Annotated in this window: 21 protein-coding genes; 11 read left to right on the top strand and 10 right to left on the bottom strand. The window is 68.8% G+C overall.

Annotated elements, in window-relative coordinates:
• Positions 1–65: 65 nt before the first annotated feature.
• Together OH146_RS08225 and OH146_RS08220 are read left to right on the top strand one after the other, a co-directional pair.
• Positions 66–1,160: an iron-containing redox enzyme family protein gene (locus OH146_RS08225; protein ID WP_308214946.1), complete on the top strand. Its 1,095-nt coding sequence runs from the start codon at positions 66–68 to the stop codon at positions 1,158–1,160.
• Positions 1,157–1,360 carry a CDGSH iron-sulfur domain-containing protein gene (locus tag OH146_RS08220; RefSeq protein WP_265159292.1) on the top strand — a complete coding sequence of 68 codons (204 nt, stop codon included), beginning with the start codon at positions 1,157–1,159 and terminating at the stop codon, positions 1,358–1,360. The genes OH146_RS08225 and OH146_RS08220 overlap by 4 nt, the downstream gene beginning before the upstream one ends.
• Here the strand turns inward: OH146_RS08220 and OH146_RS13940 are convergent.
• A complete protein-coding gene (locus tag OH146_RS13940) occupies positions 1,344–2,852 on the bottom strand; it encodes an alpha/beta hydrolase (RefSeq protein ID WP_308214945.1) in 1,509 nt (502 codons plus the stop codon). The two genes, OH146_RS08220 and OH146_RS13940, sit on opposite strands and share 17 nt — an antisense overlap.
• 144 nt (positions 2,853–2,996) lie before the next feature.
• On the opposite strand from OH146_RS13940, the gene OH146_RS08205 reads away from it, so the two are divergent.
• Complete coding sequence (locus tag OH146_RS08205) at positions 2,997–3,872, top strand: manganese catalase (RefSeq protein WP_265159290.1); 876 nt, start codon at positions 2,997–2,999, stop codon at positions 3,870–3,872.
• Between the two features lie 117 nt (positions 3,873–3,989).
• Here OH146_RS08205 and OH146_RS08200 read toward each other — a convergent pair whose 3' ends face one another.
• A complete protein-coding gene (locus tag OH146_RS08200; RefSeq protein WP_265159288.1) occupies positions 3,990–4,808 on the bottom strand; it encodes an MBL fold metallo-hydrolase in 819 nt (272 codons plus the stop codon).
• Positions 4,809–4,882: 74 nt separating this feature from the next.
• On the opposite strand from OH146_RS08200, the gene OH146_RS08195 reads away from it, so the two are divergent.
• The gene (locus tag OH146_RS08195) at positions 4,883–5,338 is read left to right on the top strand and encodes a hypothetical protein (protein ID WP_265159286.1); all 456 of its coding nucleotides are present in this window, start codon (positions 4,883–4,885) and stop codon (positions 5,336–5,338) included.
• Between the two features lie 52 nt (positions 5,339–5,390).
• Positions 5,391–7,367, top strand: a complete 1,977-nt coding sequence (locus tag OH146_RS08190) for a bifunctional copper resistance protein CopD/cytochrome c oxidase assembly protein (protein WP_265159284.1) — start codon at positions 5,391–5,393, stop codon at positions 7,365–7,367.
• A 223-nt stretch (positions 7,368–7,590) separates the two neighbouring features.
• On the opposite strand, the gene OH146_RS08185 is transcribed toward OH146_RS08190, so the two are convergent.
• Together OH146_RS08185 and OH146_RS08180 are read right to left on the bottom strand one after the other, a co-directional pair.
• The gene (locus tag OH146_RS08185) at positions 7,591–8,394 is read right to left on the bottom strand and encodes an MBL fold metallo-hydrolase (protein ID WP_265159282.1); all 804 of its coding nucleotides are present in this window, start codon (positions 8,392–8,394) and stop codon (positions 7,591–7,593) included.
• Positions 8,395–8,494: 100 nt separating this feature from the next.
• Positions 8,495–9,553, bottom strand: a complete 1,059-nt coding sequence (locus tag OH146_RS08180; RefSeq protein WP_265159280.1) for a hypothetical protein — start codon at positions 9,551–9,553, stop codon at positions 8,495–8,497.
• 100 nt (positions 9,554–9,653) lie between these two features.
• Between OH146_RS08180 and OH146_RS08175 the strand changes: the two genes are divergently transcribed.
• Positions 9,654–10,943 (top strand): ATP-dependent DNA helicase, encoded by a 1,290-nt coding sequence (locus OH146_RS08175; RefSeq protein WP_265159278.1) that lies wholly within the window; start codon positions 9,654–9,656, stop codon positions 10,941–10,943.
• An 18-nt stretch (positions 10,944–10,961) separates the two neighbouring features.
• Here OH146_RS08175 and OH146_RS08170 read toward each other — a convergent pair whose 3' ends face one another.
• Positions 10,962–11,612 carry a biliverdin-producing heme oxygenase gene (locus tag OH146_RS08170; RefSeq protein ID WP_265159276.1) on the bottom strand — a complete coding sequence of 217 codons (651 nt, stop codon included), beginning with the start codon at positions 11,610–11,612 and terminating at the stop codon, positions 10,962–10,964.
• A gap of 75 nt (positions 11,613–11,687) precedes the next feature.
• On the bottom strand, positions 11,688–11,984 hold the full coding sequence (locus tag OH146_RS08165; RefSeq protein ID WP_265159274.1) for a DUF2470 domain-containing protein: 297 nt from the start codon (positions 11,982–11,984) through the stop codon (positions 11,688–11,690).
• Positions 11,985–12,027: 43 nt separating this feature from the next.
• Here OH146_RS08165 and OH146_RS08160 point away from each other — a divergent pair, with 43 nt between their 5' ends.
• Positions 12,028–12,546 (top strand): DinB family protein, encoded by a 519-nt coding sequence (locus OH146_RS08160; RefSeq protein ID WP_265159272.1) that lies wholly within the window; start codon positions 12,028–12,030, stop codon positions 12,544–12,546.
• Positions 12,547–12,599: 53 nt separating this feature from the next.
• Here OH146_RS08160 and OH146_RS08155 read toward each other — a convergent pair whose 3' ends face one another.
• Genes OH146_RS08155 through OH146_RS08140 form a run of 4 tightly spaced genes read right to left on the bottom strand, consistent with a single transcriptional unit; the run spans position 12,600 to position 15,795 of the window.
• Positions 12,600–12,980: a flagellar assembly protein FliW gene (locus OH146_RS08155; RefSeq protein WP_265159270.1), complete on the bottom strand. Its 381-nt coding sequence runs from the start codon at positions 12,978–12,980 to the stop codon at positions 12,600–12,602.
• Positions 12,977–13,885 (bottom strand): flagellar hook-associated protein FlgL, encoded by a 909-nt coding sequence (flgL, locus tag OH146_RS08150; RefSeq protein ID WP_265159268.1) that lies wholly within the window; start codon positions 13,883–13,885, stop codon positions 12,977–12,979. Before flgL ends, OH146_RS08155 begins: the two co-directional genes overlap by 4 nt.
• Positions 13,886–13,888: 3 nt before the next feature.
• The gene (flgK, locus tag OH146_RS08145; protein WP_265159266.1) at positions 13,889–15,313 is read right to left on the bottom strand and encodes a flagellar hook-associated protein FlgK; all 1,425 of its coding nucleotides are present in this window, start codon (positions 15,311–15,313) and stop codon (positions 13,889–13,891) included.
• A complete protein-coding gene (locus tag OH146_RS08140; RefSeq protein WP_265159264.1) occupies positions 15,313–15,795 on the bottom strand; it encodes a flagellar protein FlgN in 483 nt (160 codons plus the stop codon). Before OH146_RS08140 ends, flgK begins: the two co-directional genes overlap by 1 nt.
• Before the next feature lie 399 nt (positions 15,796–16,194).
• Here OH146_RS08140 and OH146_RS08135 point away from each other — a divergent pair, with 399 nt between their 5' ends.
• The 4 genes from OH146_RS08135 (at position 16,195) to fliS (ending at position 20,181) form a co-directional block, all read left to right on the top strand.
• Positions 16,195–17,034, top strand: a complete 840-nt coding sequence (locus OH146_RS08135; RefSeq protein WP_265159262.1) for a sigma-70 family RNA polymerase sigma factor — start codon at positions 16,195–16,197, stop codon at positions 17,032–17,034.
• A 109-nt stretch (positions 17,035–17,143) separates the two neighbouring features.
• Entirely contained in the window at positions 17,144–18,307 is a 1,164-nt protein-coding gene (locus tag OH146_RS08130) for a flagellin N-terminal helical domain-containing protein (RefSeq protein WP_279348694.1), read from the top strand.
• A 123-nt stretch (positions 18,308–18,430) separates the two neighbouring features.
• Positions 18,431–19,753 (top strand): flagellar filament capping protein FliD, encoded by a 1,323-nt coding sequence (fliD, locus tag OH146_RS08125; RefSeq protein WP_265159260.1) that lies wholly within the window; start codon positions 18,431–18,433, stop codon positions 19,751–19,753.
• Positions 19,750–20,181 (top strand): flagellar export chaperone FliS, encoded by a 432-nt coding sequence (gene fliS / locus OH146_RS08120; RefSeq protein ID WP_265159258.1) that lies wholly within the window; start codon positions 19,750–19,752, stop codon positions 20,179–20,181. Before fliD ends, fliS begins: the two co-directional genes overlap by 4 nt.
• Positions 20,182–20,183: the final 2 nt, after the last annotated feature.

The raw sequence follows: 20,183 nt of genomic DNA, 5'->3' as shown, positions 1-20,183 counted from the left end.
GGTGGCACCGCTGGCTGGGAATTCGCGGGGTTGCCAGCGCCGGGGGTCGCGCGCAGCATGAGCGGGTGACATCGCAGACGATCTCGACACCGCATCCCGCCGACAGCGCCTTCGCGCCACCTCCGTTCGAGGCGAGGGGGCCCGTGGGGGAGGCGATCCTCACGGCCCTCGGCCGCGGCATCCGCGAGGCGGGCGAGAGCCTGGGCGACCTGGAGCGGATGACGCACGACGCGATCACCCGCAGCGACGACATCATCCGCGACGACGACCTGCAGGTCGCGCTGCTCGTGCTGCACGGCCTGCACTACGGGGGCGTCGTGGATGCGGATGACGCGTGGGAGTGGCATCCGTCGCTCGTCGCCTCGCGCGTCGCCATCGAGCGGGCCTTCGAGGCGGAACTGCGGCGGCAGGTGCCCGTGCCGGACCTGCCGAACCCCTCAGCGGCGGATGTCGCGGCCGCCCTCTTCGAGCTGACGAAGCCGACGCCCGGCCCCAGCGCCTCCCGCTACCTCGCCCGAAAGGCGACGGAGGAGCAGCTCAAGGAGTACGTCGTGCTGCGTTCCGTCTACACGCTCAAGGAGGCGGACGCGCAGACGTGGGGCATCCCCAGACTGCCGCGGCGGGCGAAGGCGGCGCTCATGGAGATCCAGACCGACGAGTACGGCGACGGCGACCCCGAGCGGATGCACTCGGCGATCTTCGCGCGGGCGATGCGCGGCCTCGGGCTCGATGACGGCTACGCCGCCTACCTCGACAGCGTGCCCGCCGTGACGATCGCATCCTTCACGATGATGACGATGTTCGGCCTCAACAGGAGCCTGCGCGGGGCGATGGCGGGGCACTTCTCCGCCTATGAGATGACCTCCTCGATCCCGAATCGCTTCATCGCGCAGGGTGTGCGGCGGCTCGGCTTCGGCGACGATGTCGCGTGGTACTTCGATGAGCATGTCGAGGCGGATGCTGTGCACGAGCAGATCGCGGGCCGCGACCTGGCCGGCGGGCTCGTGGAGGCGGAGCCCTCCCTCCTCGCCGACGTCATGTGGGGCGCCAACACCTCCCTCACGGTGGACGGCTGGGGCTCCGACGAGGCGCTCGAGCACTGGGAGGCGGGGCGCTCGGCACTGCGTGTCCCACTCGACATGACTGGAGGCATCCGATGACCGGCCGACCGCCGACGATCGTCGCCTGCCCCGACGGCCCCCTGCTCGTGCGCGGCGATGCCGAGCTGGAGACGCCCGAGGGCGAGCCGATCGACCGGCACGGGCGCAACACCGTGGCCCTCTGCCGTTGCGGCGCCTCCGCCATCAAGCCCTTCTGTGACGGCACCCACAAGATGACCGGGTTCAGGTCTGAGGACTGAGCTCCCGGGCGTCGACGCCGTTCGCCGCGGCATCCAGCACCAGCTCGATCGTGCGCGGATGCCCCAGGATGCGGAAATGCCCGCCGATGTCGACGCGCTCGTTCTCCGCGCCGGGCAGGTGGCTGCCCTCCGGAATGTGCGGGTCAAAGGCGCCGAAAACCGAACGGATGCGCGTGTTGACGGCCATCTCGCGGGCGAGACGCACCGTCGTGGGGGCGTACGGTGAGAACGCCCGCAGGCTCGGCACAAGCATGAGGAGCGCGTAGCGGGAGCCCGAGAAGGGCGTGCTGACGGCGACCATCGCGCTGACCCTGCCCGCGACGCGCGTGTCAGCCATGACTGACTTGCCGATGAGCCCGCCCTTGCTGTGAGCCACGATCACCACGTCGTGCAGGTCGCGCTCCTCCAACAGATCCGCAACGAAACCCGCGCTCTCCGCCACAGGTCGGCGGTTGTGCCGCAGGCGCGGCATGACGTGCACCGGATGCCCCGCAGCGTGCAGGCGAGCAACAAGCGGGAGCAAGAAGCGCCAGGTCTCGTAGACGCCGGGGATGACCACAATGGGCCGCCGTTCCCCCTCACGGAAAGCCTCCGGCGACGCGCCGGGGAGGAGACTGCGCGCCTGCCACCAACCTGCATAGGCGTAATCGAGAGTCCACCACCACCACCGCCGCAGGAGCTCCCTCGGCGCGGGCAGCTGCCCCCCAGGTGCACGCGTCTCCTCCGGCGCGGGCTCGGCTCCCGCCGCAAAGCGGGAGAGCACGGCGGCCACGGCGCGGGGAGCCGAATGCTGGATGACATGCGCGTGGCCCCTGAGCTGCAGCATCCGCCCCTCGGGTGCCGCGCCCGCAAGCTGACGGCAGAAGGGCTCGTGCGCGATGGGGTCACGCTCGCCACGGAGCACGAGCACGGGGCATCCGACGTCCTTCACCCGTTCCACCGTCGGGTAGGCCATCATCGACGGCAGGGTGCGCAGGTACCAGACGGGCCCCGCACGCAGGTAGTCCGTGAAGACGAGCCAGTTCGCCGAGGGCGGCTCGCGCAGGCAGTCGATGCCGAGCGAGACTGCCTGCCGCAGGACCGTGCGGTGGCGCGGGTCGACGACGGGCCCGATGAGCACGATGCGCTCCGTGAGGTCGGGGCGCTGCCGTGCCAACTCAACCGCGAACTGCGTGCCCATCGAATGCCCCACGACAGTGGCGGATGTCACGCCCAGCGCGTCGAGCGTCGCCGCGAGCACCCTCGCATGCGACTCGACGGCCAGCGCTCGCCGCGGATGAGGTGTCGCGCCGAACCCGGGCAGGTCGATCGAGTGGACGGTGCCTTGCGCTGCGAGGCGATCGTGCAGACGAGAAAAGTAGCGGTGTGACATCCCGATACCGTGCACGAGCACGAAGACGGGAGCATCGTCAGGCGCCACAGCGCTGAGCACGTCGACATCGACCGCCTCGCCATCGACCGTCACGGTGTGGCGTTCGGGGCGGGAGCTCATGCCCAGAGGATACGCAGCCAACCGTGTGAGAACCTCCCTTGTAGGGGTCAGGGGGTGCGCCTAGCGTCGCGGAGAGTGAGTTCGCCGGGGCGGGCAATTCGGCCCGTCCACCCGACGGCGAGCCTGTCCAGGAAGGCAAGAACAGTGTTCTTTCACAAGCAAGAACTGCAGTTCAAGGCAACACCCGACAAGCCCGACCCGATCTTCGCCCGCAAGCTCCAAGAGGTGCTCGGCGGTCAGTACGGGGAGATCACGGTCGCGATGCAGTACGGCTTCCAGGCGTGGAACTCTCACCTGCCCGGCAAGTACCGCGACCTCCTCTTCGGCATCGGCGCGGAGGAGATGGGGCACGTCGAAATGCTCGCGGTCATGATCGCCCAGCTGCTCGAGGGCGGGCCCAAGGATGACGCCGAAGACGCGATCCAGGACCCGACGCTCAACGCCGTCATCAGCGGCGGCGACGTGCAGCACGCGATCGTCGCGGGCGCCGGCGCTCGGCCCGTCGACAGCAACGGCAACCCCTGGCAGGGCTCCTACATCACCTGCAGCGGCAACCTGCTGGCCGACTTCACATCGAACGCCAACGCTGAGATGCAGGGCCGCACCCAGGTCGCGCGGCTCTACCACATGACGGAAGACAAGGGCGTGCGCAGCATGCTCGCGTTCCTGCTCGCGCGCGACACAATGCACCAGAACCAGTGGATCGCCGCTGCCCGCGAGTTGCAGGAGGAGGGCTACGAGGAGCTGCCCGTTCCCAGCACCTTCCCCCTCAGCAAGGAGGAGCGCGAGGTGTCGTACCAGTACTGGAACTTCTCGGATGGCGCGGCCGCCGCCGAGGGCTCGTGGGCGTCTGGCCCCACCCCCGACGGCAAGGGCGAGTTCAGCTACCACGACGGCCCGACCACCTCGGCCCCCATGCCGCCGGCGACCCAGCCGGACGTCAACCTGCACGGCACCATGCCGCTCTCGAAGGGCCCCATCGCGAAGGCCGCGGGCGCGGTGAAGGATGCGCTGACGTAGGACACGCTTTCGCCGTCGGTCCCTCCCGGCGATGAGACTGCACAAACGGGCCTTTTCTCACCAGAAACGGCCCGTTTGTGCAGTCTCGAGGAGAGGCGCCGACGCGCCGACGCAGGTTCAGGTGAGGTGGTCGAAGTCGCCGCGCACCCACGCCATGTGACGGTCGGCCGAGTGCCGGACTATGGCACGAGCATCCGATGCGATGACATTGGTGAAGTTGCCGTAGACGCGCTCGTAGTCGAAGCGGTCGAGGTGCTGCGCGATGCGGTCGACGACCGCGGCGGAGAGCGGGATGCGGTTGGGATAACTGCGCATGAAGCTCACCGAGGTGCGGTCGGGGTTCGGGAAGAGGGTGTCCCCCGCGAGGAGCACACCACCGCTCCCCGCCCCGGCCGCCCAGTGCGCGACGGCGGCCCCCGGAAAGTGCCCGCCGGGCTGCGTGAGGGTCACCCCCGGCAGGATCTCGACGTCACCCGACCAGAGCTGGATCGCGGCATCCGAGCGCTGCACCCACTCTCGGTCGGCCTCCGCGACGTAGACGGGAACGCCGCCGAGGGCGCGGCTCCACTCGACCTGCACGCCGAACATGTGCGGGTGGCTGGCGACGATCGCGGTGACCTCGCCGAGCTCGCGCACGCGGGCGACGAGGTCGTCGTCGAGGTAGCCGATGGGGTCCCAGAGGAGGATGCCCTCCGGCGTGCGGACGAGCTTCGACGTCTGGCCGATGCCGACGCCGGGGCTCGTGGAGAGGCCGAAGAGGCCGGGCTCGAGCTCGGTGAGGTTCGCCTCGGTGCCCTTGCCCTGAAGCTCGGCGAGGGTCGTCCACTCCTGGCCGTCGCGGGGAACCCACTGGCGTTCGTCGGCGCAGATCGCGCACACCTCTGTTTGTTCGCTGTGTTCGACGGCGCAGGTGGCGCAGATCACGAAGTCGCTCATGCGTCATTCCTACTCCGGATGCTCGGCCGCGGCCAGCGCGAGCATCCGCCTGCACCGCGCGCTAGCCTCGGCATATGGGGGAGGCGATTCCGAGAAGGCTGTCGTGGTGGTCGGCACTCGGCTGGAGTGCACTGGCGGGAGCGGTCGGCGGCGCACTCTCGGGAGTCGTGCTCGCGACGTGGGTGGCGATTGCCCAGTCCGGAGGCCTGAGCGCCTTTTGGGCCTTCACGGCCTTCCTGTTCGGGATGGGGCTCTCGGCGATCGGTGGCCTGGCGGGCGTACTGGCCGCGCCGGCGCTGAAGCTGCTCGCGGGTCGCGAAGGACGGATGGCGGCGGGCGCCGCATACTCAGCCGTAGTGGCGCTTCTATTCGTTGTCCTCTACTGGGGTCTAGGTGGCGTCATCTCGGGAGACTTCGACCCGGCCACAACGATGTGGAGCTACGCGGTGACGGCACCGGCCGTGGCCGTCGGCGCCGCCTTGCTGTCGATAGGTACGGCGTTTCGGCACCGACGCCGCGAGGACGAGTGACCCGAGACCCCGCGTGAGCATCCTCCCGGGCGCGCTCGCCTAGGCTTGTGTGGTGATCAGGCTCGTACGTGTCGCCGGCCCCGCCGTGCTGCTCGTCGTCGCACTCCTCGCGACCTTCGCCGCTCTCGCCTTCGGTGGGGGCGCGGATGCGCCGGCGATCACGGATCCCGGAGAGGTCGTGCGCTACGGTCTGCCCGTCGCCAAGCTGCTCGTGAATCTCGGCGCGGCCCTCGCGATCGGCGCGCTCCTGCTCGCGAGCTTCGCCCTGTCGAAGGACGAACCGGCGTGGGGTGCCGCGATCGACTTCGGTGCCGCCGGCGCGGCCGTGTGGACGGTCGCTGCCGCCGCCGTCACCTTCCTCACCTTTCTCAGCGTCTACCAACAGCCCGTCAGCGCCGACCCCGAGTTCGGTCGCATCCTCGGCCAGTTCGTCACCGACACGGAGCTCGGCATCGCGTGGCTCCTGACGGTGCTGATTGCGGCCGCCGTCACCGCGCTGGCCTTCGCGGTGCGGCATCCGACCGCCGTCGCCTTCACGGGCGTGCTCGCCGTCGCGGGCCTCGTGCCCATGGCGACCCAGGGCCACGCGGCGGGCACGGCCGGGCACGACGCCGCCGTCAACGCGCTCGGCCTGCACCTCGTCTTCGCGGCGGTCTGGCTCGGGGGACTCCTCACGCTCGTGCTGCTGCAGCGCGCCCTCACGGGCGACCGCCTCGTGGTCGTGCTCGAGCGCTACTCGACCCTCGCGCTCGTGAGCTTCATCGTCGTCGCGCTCTCCGGTTATGTCAGCGCCGCCCTCCGCGTGGGCGAGTTCGATGCGATCCTCACGCCCTACGGCATCCTCGTCCTCGCCAAGGTGTTCGCGCTGCTCGCCCTCGGCGTGTTCGGTGCGATCTACCGGCGCTTCGTGATCGGGCGGATGCGCGGGGCCGCGGCCCAGCGCGCCCGCACCTGGTTCTGGGGGCTCGTGGTCGCGGAACTCGGGTTCATGGGGCTGGCGTCGGGTGTGGCATCCGCTCTCGCCCGCACCGCGACTCCCGTCACGGAGGAACTGCTCGACGCGACCCCCGCCCTCATCCTCACGGGTGAACCGCTGCCGCCGCCCCTCACCGCCATGAGCTTCATCACGGAGTGGCGCTTCGACGTGCTGTGGACGCTCATCTGCGTCTTCCTCGCGTTCTTCTACCTCGCGGGCGTCTGGCGGCTGCGCCGCCGCGGTGACACGTGGCCCGTGCTGCGCACCATCAGCTGGATCGCCGGCCTCGTCCTCCTCTTCTACGTCACCAACGGCGCGCTCTACGTCTATGAGCGCTACCTGTTCAGCATCCACATGCTCTCCCACATGCTGCTGACGATGATGATCCCGGTGCTGCTTGTGCCCGGCTCGCCGGTGACGCTCGCGGCACGCGCCATCCGCAAGCGCACCGACGGCACCCGCGGCGCGCGTGAATGGATCCTCTGGGCGGTGCACACCCGCTTCTCCGCCGTGCTCACCAACCCCATCGTCGCGGCCGTCATCTTCGCCGGCTCGCTCTGGGTCTTCTACTACTCGCCGCTGTTCCGCTGGGCCACCTCCGAGCATCTGGGCCACCAGTGGATGATCGTGCACTTCCTCATCAGCGGATACCTCTTCGTGCTCGCTCTCATCGGCACCGACCCCGTGCCCTACCGTGCGCCGTACCCGCTGCGCTTGGTGCTGCTGCTCGGCACGATGGCATTCCACGCCTTCTTCGGTCTCGGCATCATGATGGGCGAGGGGCTCCTCCTGGCCGACTGGTACGGCGCGATGGGCTGGGGCACGGATGCGCTGGAAGACCAGCAGCGCGGCGGCGGCATCGCCTGGAGCGTGGGTGAGATTCCCACGATCATCCTCGCGATCACGGTTGCGATCTCGTGGTCGCGCAGCGACGCCAAGCTCACCAAGCGGCTCGACCGCAGAGCCGATCGCGACGGCGACGCCGAACTCGAGGCCTACAACGAGATGCTCGCCAAGACGGCCCAGCGAGACGAGCGGATGTCACGGCGCTAGCTTCTCGCCGCGGGCCCCGCTCGGGCTCGCGCCCGCGCCCGCGCTCGCTCCCGCACGTGCGTGCTCCCGCCCGCTCGTTGCGGAGGAGAATCTGCGCGACGCGCCGCCGTGGCGGCACCCATGCCCGCGTGTCGCCCAGTTTCTCCTCCGAAACTGTCGGCGCCAGGGCTGGTGGGCGGGCTCGAGTGGCGGCGCCGCCGCCTGCCTTGTCGCCCGGCTGCCGCTAGCTGGCGCCCGCCTCCCTGGCGAGCGCGACCGCCCCGGCAACTCCCTCGCGCCAGGGCTCCCCGTGCCCCGGCAGTACCACCTGCGCCCCCGTCGCCTCGAGAGCGGTGAGCGAGGCGAGAGCCTGCTGCGAGTTGGCGGTCGCTGCGCCCGCAATGACCTGCGGCCCGCGCGACGCCTTGTAGGGGTCGAGGGTGACGAGGGCGTCGCCCGAGACGACTGCTCCGCGGTCGCCGAAGTGGAGTGAGACGTGCCCGTTGGTGTGCCCGGGCGTTGCGACGATGCTGGGGCGGCCGGGGACGTCGAGGACTCCCGAAACGGGGAGGGTCGCGACATCCGTCACACCCTGCACCATGAGCGCCCCGGCCTTCACCATCGAGGCGAAGAGCGGGACGGCGCCGGGGTAGCGGAAGGGGTAGGCGAAGGGCGTGCGCTCGCGTCCGTAGCGGTAGGGGTGCGCGGCCAGACGTCGGTCGGCGTCGTGCACCCAGACGGGCATGCCGAGGTCGCGGTGGGCGCGCGCGGCGAAACCCACATGATCGAAGTGGGCGTGCGTCAGCACGATCGCAGACACGTCACTGGGGCGGCGACCGATCGACTCGAGGGCGCGCTCGAGGTGACGCCAGCTCGCGGGAAAGAGCGCGTCGACCAGCGTCAGCTCGGTGCCCTCCTCGACGAGGTAGCAGTTGGTGTGGGCGTGACCCAAGCGGTGGATGCCGCGAGCCACGTTCCGGGCGAAGAGGGGGCGCCGTCCGCCCGCCGCCGCGGGCCGCCGCGCCGAGGTACTCGTGCTGGCGTTCATGCCAGCACGGTACGACGGGTCGGTGTCGGCCCCGGCCGACTGGCGGGGAGCTCACAGCTAGGGGGCGGATGCCACGGGGCAGCTGTTCCGCGGGAGCGCGCTAGCGCGGCGTGAGGGTGATGCCGCCGTCCGCCGTGAAGGTGATGATGTAGCTCACCGTGAAGGGGACGTCCTCGCTGATGGAGGAGACGCTGCCGTCGAAGAGCGACATGACGTCGACCGTGAGGTTGGCGGCGCCGTGGGCGGGCGGCACGACCCAGGTGCCGATCTGCTCGCCCGGGAGGATCTCGACACGCGGGTAGTCGGAGATGGCCCACTGGGGTGCCCCGACGATGCGGTTCGCGATCTGCTTGCCGAACGGGCATCCGGTGGGCTGCAGCACCTGCTCCTCGGCACAGCGGTCGAGGTAGGCGGCGAGTTCCACCTCGACGGCGTCGACGAATGCGCGGCTGGCTGAGGCGGTGAGCACGAAGGGTTCGAGGGCGCTGGTGGATGTCACGGGCAGGGTCGTCGCCTCCGCCTCAAGGTAGAGCGACTCGTGTGTGAAGGTGTAGGCGCCCGGCACGAGCACCTGGAAGGCACTCACCTGCCCAGCACCCGCAGCGGCGACGACCGGCACGCCGTTGACTTCGAACTCGACCGTGTTGCGGGGAACCACCTCGAGCGTTGTGAGCGGCGACTCGACGAAGGCCCAGCCGGAGAAGACGCCCAGCCGCGGGCCCGTGTGCTGCACCACAAACGTCGTGCGCCCGGGTGTTCCGTCGACGAGATAGGAGTAGGTGACGTGATGCTCTCCGCCGCCGCGGTCCTCGTCGTCGACGAGCTCGATCCGCGAGAGGCGACCGAGGGCATCCCGGCGCAGCAGGGAGTCGCTGGCGTCGGCATCCGTCGTGACCCCCGGCATCGCGAGGGCGGAGGCGATGTCGTGGCGTGACAGCGACTGGAGGTAGGCGGAGACGAAGCCCGACGCCGAGAAGACGGTCGAATTGAGGGTGATGACGATCGCCGCAAAGGCGAGGAGCAGAAATCCGAAGGCGACGCCCCAGATGATTGCGAGCCGCGTGCGCGCCGCCTTCGTCTCGGCCTCCGTGAGCGGTGGCGGGGGCGGCGTCGGCTGCCAGGTGGGGCCCGTCCCCTCCTCCACGGCGCCCGACGTCATGCGCACAATCCTAGACTCCGGCGCGAGGCCGGACGGATGCGCGGCGGCGGGTAGATTGGACGCGCCGATCGAGCGGCACGCCGGGTGAGAGGAGGAGCGGATGAGCGAGCTGACGCTCTCGCCGGAGCAGGCTGCCGTCTTCGACGCCATCGAGAACGGCCGCGACCACATCTTTGTGACGGGCAGGGCGGGGACCGGCAAATCCACCCTCCTCAACCACCTCTCTTGGAACACCTCGAAGCAGGTCGTCATCTGCGCGCCGACGGGGGTGGCCGCGCTCAACGTGGGCGGCCAGACCATCCACTCCCTGTTCCGCCTGCCGATCGGCGTCATCGCCGATCACGAGATCGAGCAGGGACCGGAGCTGCGCAAACTCCTCGGCACGATCGACACGCTCGTGATCGACGAGGTCTCGATGGTCAATGCCGACCTGGTCGACGCGATGGACCGCAGTCTGCGGCAGGCGCGGCAGCGACCGCACGAGAGCTTCGGCGGCGTGCAGGTCGTCATGTTCGGTGACCCATACCAGCTCGCCCCCGTGCCCGGTGATGCGGACGAGCGCGCCTACTTCGCCGACACCTACCGCTCCATGTGGTTCTTCGACGCGAAGGTGTGGGATGAGGCGGAGCTGAGAATCTTCGAACTGCAGGTGATCCACCGGCAGCACGAGGAGGAGTTCAAGTTCATGCTCAACGCCGTGCGCCACGGGATGGTCACGGCGGAGATCGCCCAGCGGCTCAATGAGACGGGGGCCCGCACGCCTCCCGAGGGCGACGCCATCACGCTCGCGACCCGCAACGACACGGTCAACCGCATCAACGCGACATCCCTCGCCCGCCTGCCCGGCCGCGCCCTCACCGCCCGGGCCGAGGTCAACGGCGATTTCGGTGGCCGCGCCTACCCCGCGGACGAGAGCCTCGAGGTGAAGGTGGGGGCGCGGGTCATGTTCCTGCGCAACGACCCCGACCAGCGCTGGGTCAACGGCACGGTCGGCACTGTGACCCGCATCGACCAGAATGTGCGGGTCGAGGTCGACGGCGAGGAGCACGAGGTCGTGCCCGCCGTGTGGGAGAAGATCAAGTACACGTACTCGCCCGCGACCAAGCAGCTGCGGCGCGACATCGTCGCCGAGTTCACGCAGTTCCCGCTGCGGCTCGCGTGGGCCGTCACGATCCACAAGTCGCAGGGCAAGACCTACGACCGGGCGATCGTCGACCTGGGGCAGCGTTCCTTCGCGCCTGGGCAGACCTACGTAGCCCTCAGCCGCATCACCGACCTCGACGGTCTCTATCTCACCCGGCCGCTGCGGCCCTCCGACATCATCGTCGACGACAACGTGCGGCGTTTCATGTCGCGCGCGACGATGACGCCGGGCATCGCGGCATCCTGACGGCCCGATCCGGTGAGGCTAGGCGGCGGCGGCCGCCTTCTGCGCGTCGAGGTCGTGGAAGAGGCGCGTGTTGAAGTCGTAGGCCACGATGACCTCGTCGATGACGCGATCGCGTTCCGCGGCATCCCATGCGATGGCGTCGAGTCCAGCACGGTAGGCGTCCTTGAACTCTGTGGGGGAGGCGATGCCGTCGAAGCGGTAGAACGCGACACCCTCGTCGTCGAGCCCGAAGTGGCGCTGCATGAGCCTGCCGATGTGCTGGCCGCCCGAGAGGTCGCCGAGGTAGCGGGTGTAGTGGTGGGCGATGACGCCACCGTTCCAGTCGGCGACCTCGCGCATCCGCTCGCAGTAGGCGATCGTGGCGGGGACGGGTCGGATGCCTTCGCGCCAGCCCTCGCCCATGAGGTGGCGGAGGTCGGCCTCGATCGCGGGCAGGCGCACGAGTTCGGGCGCGATGAGTCCTCCGACGAGTTCATCGTCCGCCATGCGGGCGGCGACCTGCTCGAGCACGTCGTAGATGAACCAGTGCTGCACGACGAGTTGCGTGTAATCGTCGAGCGTGCCGGAGCCCTTCATGAGGTCGGTCATGAACCTTGCCCCCTCGCTCTCGCCGTGGCGGGACCAGGTGCGCTCGCGGAGGGCCTGCGAAAAAGGCGTGAGGGTCGACACGTGCTGCTCCAAGCTTAGGTAAGGGTGCCCTAACCATAGCCGAGCGGGCGGCGCGTGTCAGCACCCATTCCCGGCTCAGTGCGGGCGCGGCTCGACCCCGAGTTCAGCGCAGGCACGGTCGTAGAGCACAACGATCTCGCGGCGGATCTCGGGACGCTCGTCGATCGTCGTCGACCAGGGCACACTGAGTTCACGCTTCTCGCCCGCTGCCGTGTAGGTCCACCGGCCCCCGTGCTCGTCGAGGTCGACCATGGTCGCAGCATCCGCGTTCCTGTCGCCGAAGGCGCGGGCGATGAGCAGATTGTCGTCGCGGTGGTCGTCGTTCATGTGGTGCAGTACGGCGGCGACGACCTCGGGGGAGAAGACTGGCATGAAATGTACGGTAGCGGGTCGTCGCCAGCTGGGATCATGAGTCATGCCCATCACACCTGACACCAAGGACTGGACGTGGGTGCTCGAGCGCCCCTGCCCCGAATGCCGCTTCGACGCCGCGACATTCGGAGCGGGCGATGTCGCGCGCATGATCCGCGAGAACGCCCACGAGTGGCCGCGCCTGCTCGACCGATCCGACGTCGCCGAGCGACCGGATGATGCGACCTGGTCGCCCCTCGAGTACGCGGCGCACGTGCGCGACGTCTACCGGCTGTTCCACGCGCGGTTGCGTCTCATGCTCGACGAGGTCGACCCGATCTTTGAGAACTGGGATCAGGATGCGACGGCGCTCGCCGAGCGTTACAACGAGCAGGACCCGGCCACGGTTGCGGGCGAGCTTGTGGCGGCAGGGGAGCGGATCGCCGACGAGTTCGAGTCGCTTGCGCCCGAACAGTGGTCGCGGACGGGACGAAGGACGGATGGGGCCGTCTTCACGGTCGAGTCCTTCTCGAAGTACCTGCTGCACGATGTCGTGCACCACGTGGTGGACGTGAGCCGCTAGGCGCGCGGTTTCGTTACGTTCGCTGGCGCTCGCTACTCAACCCGCAGACGCCGCTAGGCGCGTGCGAGCTCCGCCCGCAGCGGCCAGTCCTGGTTGTCGAGGATGAACTGGGCGCATGCCCCCGTCGTCGAGTTCACGACAATGGGCGCCATGAGGTTCGTCGTGGTCGTGCCGTCGGTGCCCGGGTTCGCAACGACGAGCACGAGGGCGTCGTCGGGGGAGGTCAGGCCAAGGCTCGCGACCTGCTGGTCGCTGAGCTCGGGGGTGTAGGCAGGGAGGTAGACCCCCGCGTCGAGCACGTAGAGCCGGGGGGAACCTTCCGCGATGGCGCGAAGTGTGAAGAGCCCGATTGCCCCCGCGACGGGGTCGAGCACGAAGTCGACGTGCGGGGCGAAGCCGGGGGGAGGGACGACGAAGGTCAGGGCGGCGGTCATCGCAGGAAGTCCATCAGGGTCGGTTGGAGCACGCGGGCGGTGACCGCGAGGGCGGACTGGTAGGAGACCTCCTGCATCTGGAGGTCGAGCACGGCCTTGGCGAGGTCGAGATCCTCGATGCCGGAGCGCTGCGTCTCGAGCGCGATCGACTGGCTCAGGTTGGTCTCCTCTGCGCGCATCACCTGGGAGTGGCGGGTTCCGACGGTCGCCTGGTGCCCCTTGATCGTCTCGAGTCTGGCATCGAGTTCGGTGAGTCGCGGCCCGATGTTGGTGCCCGAGCGCAGGTCGCTCACGATGTTGTCGATGAGGGCGAAGACGGATGCCGCGCCGCTGCCGAAGATCGCGTCACCGTCGGCGTCGACCCGCACTGTCGTCTCCGCGTCGATGCGACGCTCGACCGTGCTGCCCGCGACGCCCGTGAACGCGTAGTCGGCCACGCTATCGCCGTCGGGGTCCTCCTGGAAGGCGACCCCGGCATCCGAGTTGCCGGCGAAGATGCTGCGGCCCAGGTAGCTCGTGTTGGCCTGCGAGAAGAGGTCGGCGCGCAGGCTCTCGAGCTCGACCGCGATCGCCTCCTTGGCGGTGGGCGACATGGCGCCGTCATTGGCGCCCTGCACGGTGAGGTCGCGGACGCGGCCGATCAGGTCGTTGACGTTGGTCAGGGTCGAGTCGACCGTCGTGAGCCAGCCCAGCCCGTCGGAGATGTTGCGCTTGTACTGCTCGTTGGCGCGCTGCTCTGCGCGCACCAGGAGCGAGTTCGCGGTGCCGATCGGATCGTCGGAGGGAGCACCGATGCGCTTGAGGGTCGTCGCCCGCTCGCGCATCTCGCCCAGATCGCCGAGGACGCCCTGAAGGTTCTGCTGGGCGGAACGCATGAGCGCTGTGCTTGTGGTTCGCGTGATCATGGTCTACCTCCCCACGACGCCCGTGCGGTTGATGAGGGTGTCGAGCATCTCGTCGACCGCCGTCATGACCCGCGCGGCGCCCTGGTAGGCGACCTGGAAGGTGAGCATGTTGATGTTCTCCTCGTCGAGATCGACGGCCGAATGTGACAGCTGTGCGCCGACCGCGGAGTCCGCGCTGATGTCGGCGAGCGAGGACTGCTGGCTCGCCGTGCGGGAGGCAACGCCGATGCCGGTCACGATGGACGACCACACCGCGTCGGGGCCTGCGGGGTCGAGGCCGATCTGAGCGATCGCGTCGGCGACGGAGCCGTTGTAGGCGCCACTGCCGGGAGTGCCGGAGGCGATGCCGCTGATGTCGGTGGGGATGACGGAGATACCCCGGGCGGCCGGGACGCCGGGGTCGAAGCCGAAGAAGTCGAGTCCGGTCGCTCCCGTGCTGCTCTCGCCCGTGCTGTGCACCGCGTTGACGGATGTCGCGAGAGTCGTGGCGAACTCGTTGAGAGCCTCGGCGGCCTCCGCGAAGGTGCCGCCCGTGCCCGCACCGTCCGCGGGAGCGAGCACGCGCACGGCGGCCGCGAGCTCCCCGCCGTCGACCGCGATGGCGGCGCCCGGGCGGTGGGCCCACTCGAGGTGCACGGCGTCGGCTGTGGCATCCTCCATGCGATATCCGCCGACGACAGTCACGGGGCGGAAGGAGTCGCCCGAGACGATCGCGTTGCCGCCGATGAGCACCTCGACCGAGCCGTCGGCCGTCTCGCGCGCGGTGCCGCCCGCGAGGGTCGCGATCGTGGCGGTGAGGCTGCTGCGCTTGTCGAGCAGCTCGTTGACGGAGGAGCCCGCCGCCGTGGCGGTGCGGATGCGCGCATTGAGGTCGGCGACCTGCTGAGCGGCCGAATTGAGCTCGGCGACCATGCCATCCATCTGCGAGCGAAGGCTGCCCCACTCGCCCTCGATCGCGGTATAGGCGCTGCCGATGCGAGAGGTGAGCACACCGGCCTGCTCCAGCAGCACCCCCGCGGAGGCGGTCTCGCCAGCCCGGTTGGAGACATCCTGCCAGGCGGCCCAGAACTCGGAGAGCTGGGCCGAGATGCCGTTCTCGCCGGGCTCCTGCAGGATGCCCTCCACGTTTGAGAGAGCGCTTGCTCGCACATTCCAGAAGCCGGCGGATGCTGCGGACGACCGCACCTTCGCGTCGACGAACAGGTCACCGAGTCGGGCGATACCGGTGACTGCGACGCCCTGGCCAGGCCGAGCACCCTGGGAGAGGGGGCCGGTCTGGGCGACGCTGCCGATGGAGGAGGTGCTGACCCTCTGTCGCGTGTAGCCCTCCGTATTGACGTTGGCGATGTTCTGCCCGACGACGTCGAGACCCTGCCGCGCGGCGGAGAGGGCGGTGTAGGCGGTGTTGAGCCCGCTGAAGGTGCTCATCAGAACTTCTCGTCGATGAGTCGGGCGGTGCCGCCGTCGAGAGGCTGGCCCGCGGAGTCGTAGGTGCCAGAGTCGTTGCCGAGGCCCGCGATCGTCTCCTGTGTGGAGCGCAGGGCGGAGCGGAGGAACTGCTCGTTGATGTCTCGCACCTGCGCGATCTGAGCGGTCAGCTCGCTCATGCCCGTGAGGTGGTTCGCGAAGATCTCGCCCCAGGGGCCCTCGGGTGCGTGGGCCACGAGATCCCGCAGCGAAGCATCCGGTCCTGTACCCCACTCTTCGCCCAACTCGGCAACCTCGACCGCGCGGGTGAGACCCAGGCCGCGCAGACGTTCGAGCACCTGCTCGACCTCGCGGGTGGCGTGGGGGAGCCATCGCGTCTTGCCGGTCGTGAGCAGCAGTTGCTCCTCCTCGAGCTTGAACAGGAGGAGTTCGAGGAGTTCGCGCTCGCGCCACAGGGTGGCTGAGACCTCGTTCGCTCCCACGTTCTCTCCGTTCTCGTTCGCTTCGGGTGTGCGCCCTCGCCCTGCTCGGGCGTCGGGAAGAACTATCGGCAAGGGTATCGCGGCGGTTAGGTGAATTCTCGAGCTGCATCGTCTGTACCCCGGCCAGCTCGAAGCCGTCCCCCAGTTATGGGGATGTGCTCCCCACAAGGGGGGCCACATCGCTAACGGAATAAGCCAGAAACTATTCCCCCCGCGGATGCTCGTCCCTAGAGTCGCTCTAGTCACCACGGGATGAGAATCCCGAGGGGCGGTAGCCGTGAACACGACGGTGCGATGACCCGAAACCTCGCACCACCCGAAGCGTTGACGGTTGCCGGCTCGGCCGCTTACCCAGGCACGCAACATCAGATTTTTGTAAGGCATGACGGGGGTAATGCTGTGGACCGGAGCACGCGCAACGCGTTGGTGGTGGAGAACCTGCCGCTTGTCGGCTATCTCGTCTCCGAGCTGTGCGCCCGCGCCAGCCACCTCTCGCGCGACGACCTCGCCTCGGCGGGGGCCGTCGGACTCATCACGGCTGCCGAATCGTTCAAGCCCGAGCTCGGCATCCCCTTCGGCGCCTATGCCCGCAAGCGCATCCTCGGTGCCTTCTCCGACGAGATGCGTTCCGAGGACTGGGCGAGCAGGGGCACCCGCCGTCGCATCAAGGAGACCCTCGCGGTGGAGGAGAAGCTCACTGCCGCGCTCGGCCGCACTCCCGCCATCGATGAGGTTGCGCAGGCGCTCGGAGTGGACCGCACGGCCGCCCAGGAGGCCATGGCGGATGCCGCCCGCCACGTCACGACCCTCGACGACATCACCGCCGGCCAGCTCGTCGCCGAGACGGTGCTTCCCGAGGAGCAGCTGCTCGAGGACGAGCGCACGGGCTTCGTGCGTTCCGCCGTGGACGTGCTGCCCGAGAAGATGCGGCACATCATCACGGCCATCTACTTCGAGGACCGCACCGTCAAGGAGGTTGCGGAGGAGCTCGGGATCACCCACTCGGCCGTGTCGCAGCAGCGTTCGGAGGCCATCCGTCTGCTCCGCGACGGCATGAACACCCACTTCGCCGACGATGAGAGCCCCCGCGAGCCCGAGTCCCGCATCTCCGCCGCCAGCCGAAGCGCCTACCTTGCCCGCCTCGCCGACCAGGCATTCAGCGGCATGAGCCGTATGGCTGCAGCACCTGCCCCCTTTCAGAACTCCGGAGCGGGACTCCTGAATGCGGAAAGCGCCTGAGGAAAAAAGACATGCGAACGACTAACGGATGCCCCAGGGCGGTCGATAGCTAGGAGTACCGGCCCATGGATGGGCCGGCGAACAACACCCACATCACGGAGGAAAAACCATGGGTATGCAGATCAACACCAACGTTGCGGCGCTCAACGCGTACCGCAACCTGTCCAACACGCAGAACGACCTGTCGAAGTCGCTCGAGAAGCTCTCGAGCGGTCTGCGCATCAACCGTGCTGCTGACGACGCCGCCGGCCTCGCCATCTCCGAGGGCCTCCGTGCCCAGGTCAACGGCCTCACGGTCGCTGCCCGCAACGCCCAGGACGGCATCTCGGTCATCCAGACCGCAGAAGGCGCCCTGACGGAGACCCACTCGATCCTGCAGCGTCTGCGCGACCTCGCGGTCCAGGCGGGTAACGACTCGAACAACGCCGAGTCGCGCAAGGCGATCACGACCGAGGCGAAGGCCCTCACCGACGAGCTCACGCGTCTTTCGTCGGCGACGAACTTCAACGGCATCAAGCTCCTCGACGGCTCCGAGGCGTCGCTGAGCTTCCAGGTCGGTGCGGATGGTTCGGCTGCCAGCCAGATCTCGGTCGACCTGAGCGCGGCGAACGTCGCCGACATCGCCACCTCGCTCGCCTCCGCATCCGGTGGTGCTGAGATGGACGTGCTCACGCCCACCGACGTGACCGGGGCGATGACGTTCTCCATCACGGAGGCCGACGGCAGCACGAGCACCATCACGACCGCGTCGGTCGGCGCTGCCGGCAGCATCCTGACGGTTCAGGACCTCGCCGACACGCTCAACGCCGACTCGGCCTTCAGCGCTGCGCTCACCGCCACCGTGAACGAGGACAACCAGCTCGTCGTCTCGGCCAACAGCGGCGGCGACGTCGTGGGTGGTGGCACGGCCGGCACGGACGGCAGCGCGGGTACCGGCATCGGCACCTCCGCAGCGGTCGGTGGACCCGCCGGGCTGAACTTCAGCACGGCGGCCGGTGCGGCAGCGGCGATCACGCTGATTGACTCGAAGATCACCTCCGTCTCGACGGCTCGCGCAAACCTCGGTGCGCAGCAGAACCGCTTCGAGTCGACGATCAACTCGCTCAACGTGTCCAAGGAGAACCTGGCTGCTGCCGAGTCGCGTATCCGCGACACCGACATGGCGGCCGAGATGGTCAACTACACGCGCGCGAACATCCTGTCGCAGGCCGGTACCGCCATGCTCGCGCAGGCGAACCAGTCCAACCAGGGCGTGCTGCAGCTCCTCGGCTAGTTCGAGTGACTGACCACCTGGCGGCGCTCGAGCGGAGGACTGGACCCTTCCGCAACGGCGCCGCCAGGTGCATCCCACACAGACAACACCGGATCCAGATTCAGAGCGAGGGGGGAGGCTGACATGGGGATCTCACTACCGGGACTCGCGAGCGGCCTCGACAGCGCCACGCTCATCTCGCAGCTCATGCAGCTCGAGGCGATCCCGCAGACACTTCTGAAGAACAAGGCGACCGTCGCGTCGAGCACCGTCACCGTGCTCCAGTCGCTCAACACCAAGATCGCCTCGCTCGCCACCTCGGCGACCTCTGTCGCGAAGCCGAGCTCGATCGACCTCTACTCCGCGAAGAGCAGCTCGGATGCCGTGACCGTCATGACGGGCACGGGCGCGAGCTCAGGCTCCCTCGATCTCGTCGTGGCGCAGCTCGCGGCAAAGCAGACCTCCGTCTCCGACGCCGTCACGGGCTGGAGCGGCGAACTCACGATCGACGGCAAGGACGGGCCCGTCAGCGTCACGGCGGACTCACTCGATGCGCTCGTCGCAGCGATCAACGACTCCACCGCGGGCGTCACCGCTATGAAGGTGTCGGCTGGCAAGGACGCGTCGGGCGAGAGCCTCTACCGCTTGCAGCTCACCTCGACAGAGACGGGAGCGGATGCCGCATTCACCGTCACCGGGCTCGGCACCACCACGACCGGCACGGCGCGCGACGCCGAGGTCACCCTCTGGGCCGGCACGGACGCCGAGCAGACCGTCAGCTCGAAAACCAACGCGTTCGAGAACATCATCCCCGGCGTCACTGTGACAGTCGGCAAGGTGTCGACGGAGCCCGTGACAGTGACGGTCGCACGCGACGCCACGGCTGCTTCCACCGTTGCCAAGGGCCTCGTCTCGGCCGTGAGCGAGGTGCTCGCTTTCATCGACGTGCGCACCGCGGTCACCAACAGCACGGATGCCAACGGCAACCCCGTCGTCTCAGGCGGATCACTCACGGGCGACAGCACCGTGCGCTCGGCGCGGCAGTCGATCCTTTCCGCAGTCTCAATGCCCGTGGACGGCCGATCGCCCGGCGAGTTCGGTATCACGCTGACCAAGAAGGGCAGCATCGAGTTCGATGCGGAGAAGTTCGCGAAGGCGCTGGCCGCCGACCCCGAGGCAACCCAGGCGGCCATCTCGAGCATCGCCCAGCGCGTTCAGGATGCTGCGACCGTCGTCTCCCACAAGGACACGGGCACCCTCACCACCAAGATCACCGGCGAGCAGTCGCTCGTCAAGGGCTACAACGACCAGATCGCCGAGTGGGACACCCGGCTCGCCACGCGTCAGGCGACCCTCGAGCGCACCTATGCCGCACTCGAGGTGCGCATGAGCGCTCTCAACTCGCAGTCGAGCTGGCTGACCTCACAGATTGCTTCACTCCCGACATACGGAGGCAACGAGAAATGACCATGACCGGAATCGACTCCCGGAGAGCCGAGTACGCACGCGACGCCATCCTGAATGCGTCACCCGCCCGCCTGCTCACGATGCTCTACGACCGGCTCATCCTCGACCTGCAGCGGGCCGAGATCGCGCAGGACATCGAGGACTGGGGTTCTGCCTCGCAGCACCTCCTCCACGCGCAGGACATCATCGCCGAGCTCACCTCCTCGCTCAAGGTCGATGAGTGGGACGGCGCCGAGGCGCTCATGGGCGTCTACGCCTTCGCCTCCAAGGCGCTCGTCTTCGCCAACATCAACCGCGACTCCGACAGCACGCGCCTGTGCCTGACCCTTCTCGAACCGCTGCGCCAGACCTGGCACGAAGCCGCCGCACAGGTGCCCGAGTCCGCCCCCGTCGAGCGCACCATCGGCGGAACGCTCGGAGTCGCCTGACG

The sequence above is a fragment of the Homoserinimonas sedimenticola genome (genome assembly GCF_026094475.1).
Taxonomy (GTDB): domain Bacteria; phylum Actinomycetota; class Actinomycetes; order Actinomycetales; family Microbacteriaceae; genus Homoserinimonas; species Homoserinimonas sedimenticola.
Note: the sequence above shows the minus strand (reverse complement) of the source record. Positions and strands in the feature narration are given on the sequence as shown.

Excerpts from the sequence above, each read along its gene's own strand:
- flgL (WP_265159268.1), bottom strand. The coding sequence starts at position 13,885 with ATGATCACGCGAACCACAAGCACAGCGCTCATGCGTTCCGCCCAGCAG.
- OH146_RS08220 (WP_265159292.1), top strand. The coding sequence starts at position 1,157 with ATGACCGGCCGACCGCCGACGATCGTCGCCTGCCCCGACGGCCCCCTG.
- fliD (WP_265159260.1), top strand. The coding sequence starts at position 18,431 with ATGGGGATCTCACTACCGGGACTCGCGAGCGGCCTCGACAGCGCCACG.
- OH146_RS08175 (WP_265159278.1), top strand. The coding sequence starts at position 9,654 with ATGAGCGAGCTGACGCTCTCGCCGGAGCAGGCTGCCGTCTTCGACGCC.
- OH146_RS08195 (WP_265159286.1), top strand. The coding sequence starts at position 4,883 with ATGGGGGAGGCGATTCCGAGAAGGCTGTCGTGGTGGTCGGCACTCGGC.
- OH146_RS08155 (WP_265159270.1), bottom strand. The coding sequence starts at position 12,980 with ATGACCGCCGCCCTGACCTTCGTCGTCCCTCCCCCCGGCTTCGCCCCG.
- OH146_RS08165 (WP_265159274.1), bottom strand. The coding sequence starts at position 11,984 with ATGCCAGTCTTCTCCCCCGAGGTCGTCGCCGCCGTACTGCACCACATG.
- OH146_RS08200 (WP_265159288.1), bottom strand. The coding sequence starts at position 4,808 with ATGAGCGACTTCGTGATCTGCGCCACCTGCGCCGTCGAACACAGCGAA.
- OH146_RS08180 (WP_265159280.1), bottom strand. The coding sequence starts at position 9,553 with ATGACGTCGGGCGCCGTGGAGGAGGGGACGGGCCCCACCTGGCAGCCG.
- OH146_RS08185 (WP_265159282.1), bottom strand. The coding sequence starts at position 8,394 with ATGAACGCCAGCACGAGTACCTCGGCGCGGCGGCCCGCGGCGGCGGGC.
- flgK (WP_265159266.1), bottom strand. The coding sequence starts at position 15,313 with ATGAGCACCTTCAGCGGGCTCAACACCGCCTACACCGCCCTCTCCGCC.
- OH146_RS08130 (WP_279348694.1), top strand. The coding sequence starts at position 17,144 with ATGGGTATGCAGATCAACACCAACGTTGCGGCGCTCAACGCGTACCGC.
- fliS (WP_265159258.1), top strand. The coding sequence starts at position 19,750 with ATGACCATGACCGGAATCGACTCCCGGAGAGCCGAGTACGCACGCGAC.
- OH146_RS08160 (WP_265159272.1), top strand. The coding sequence starts at position 12,028 with ATGCCCATCACACCTGACACCAAGGACTGGACGTGGGTGCTCGAGCGC.
- OH146_RS13940 (WP_308214945.1), bottom strand. The coding sequence starts at position 2,852 with ATGAGCTCCCGCCCCGAACGCCACACCGTGACGGTCGATGGCGAGGCG.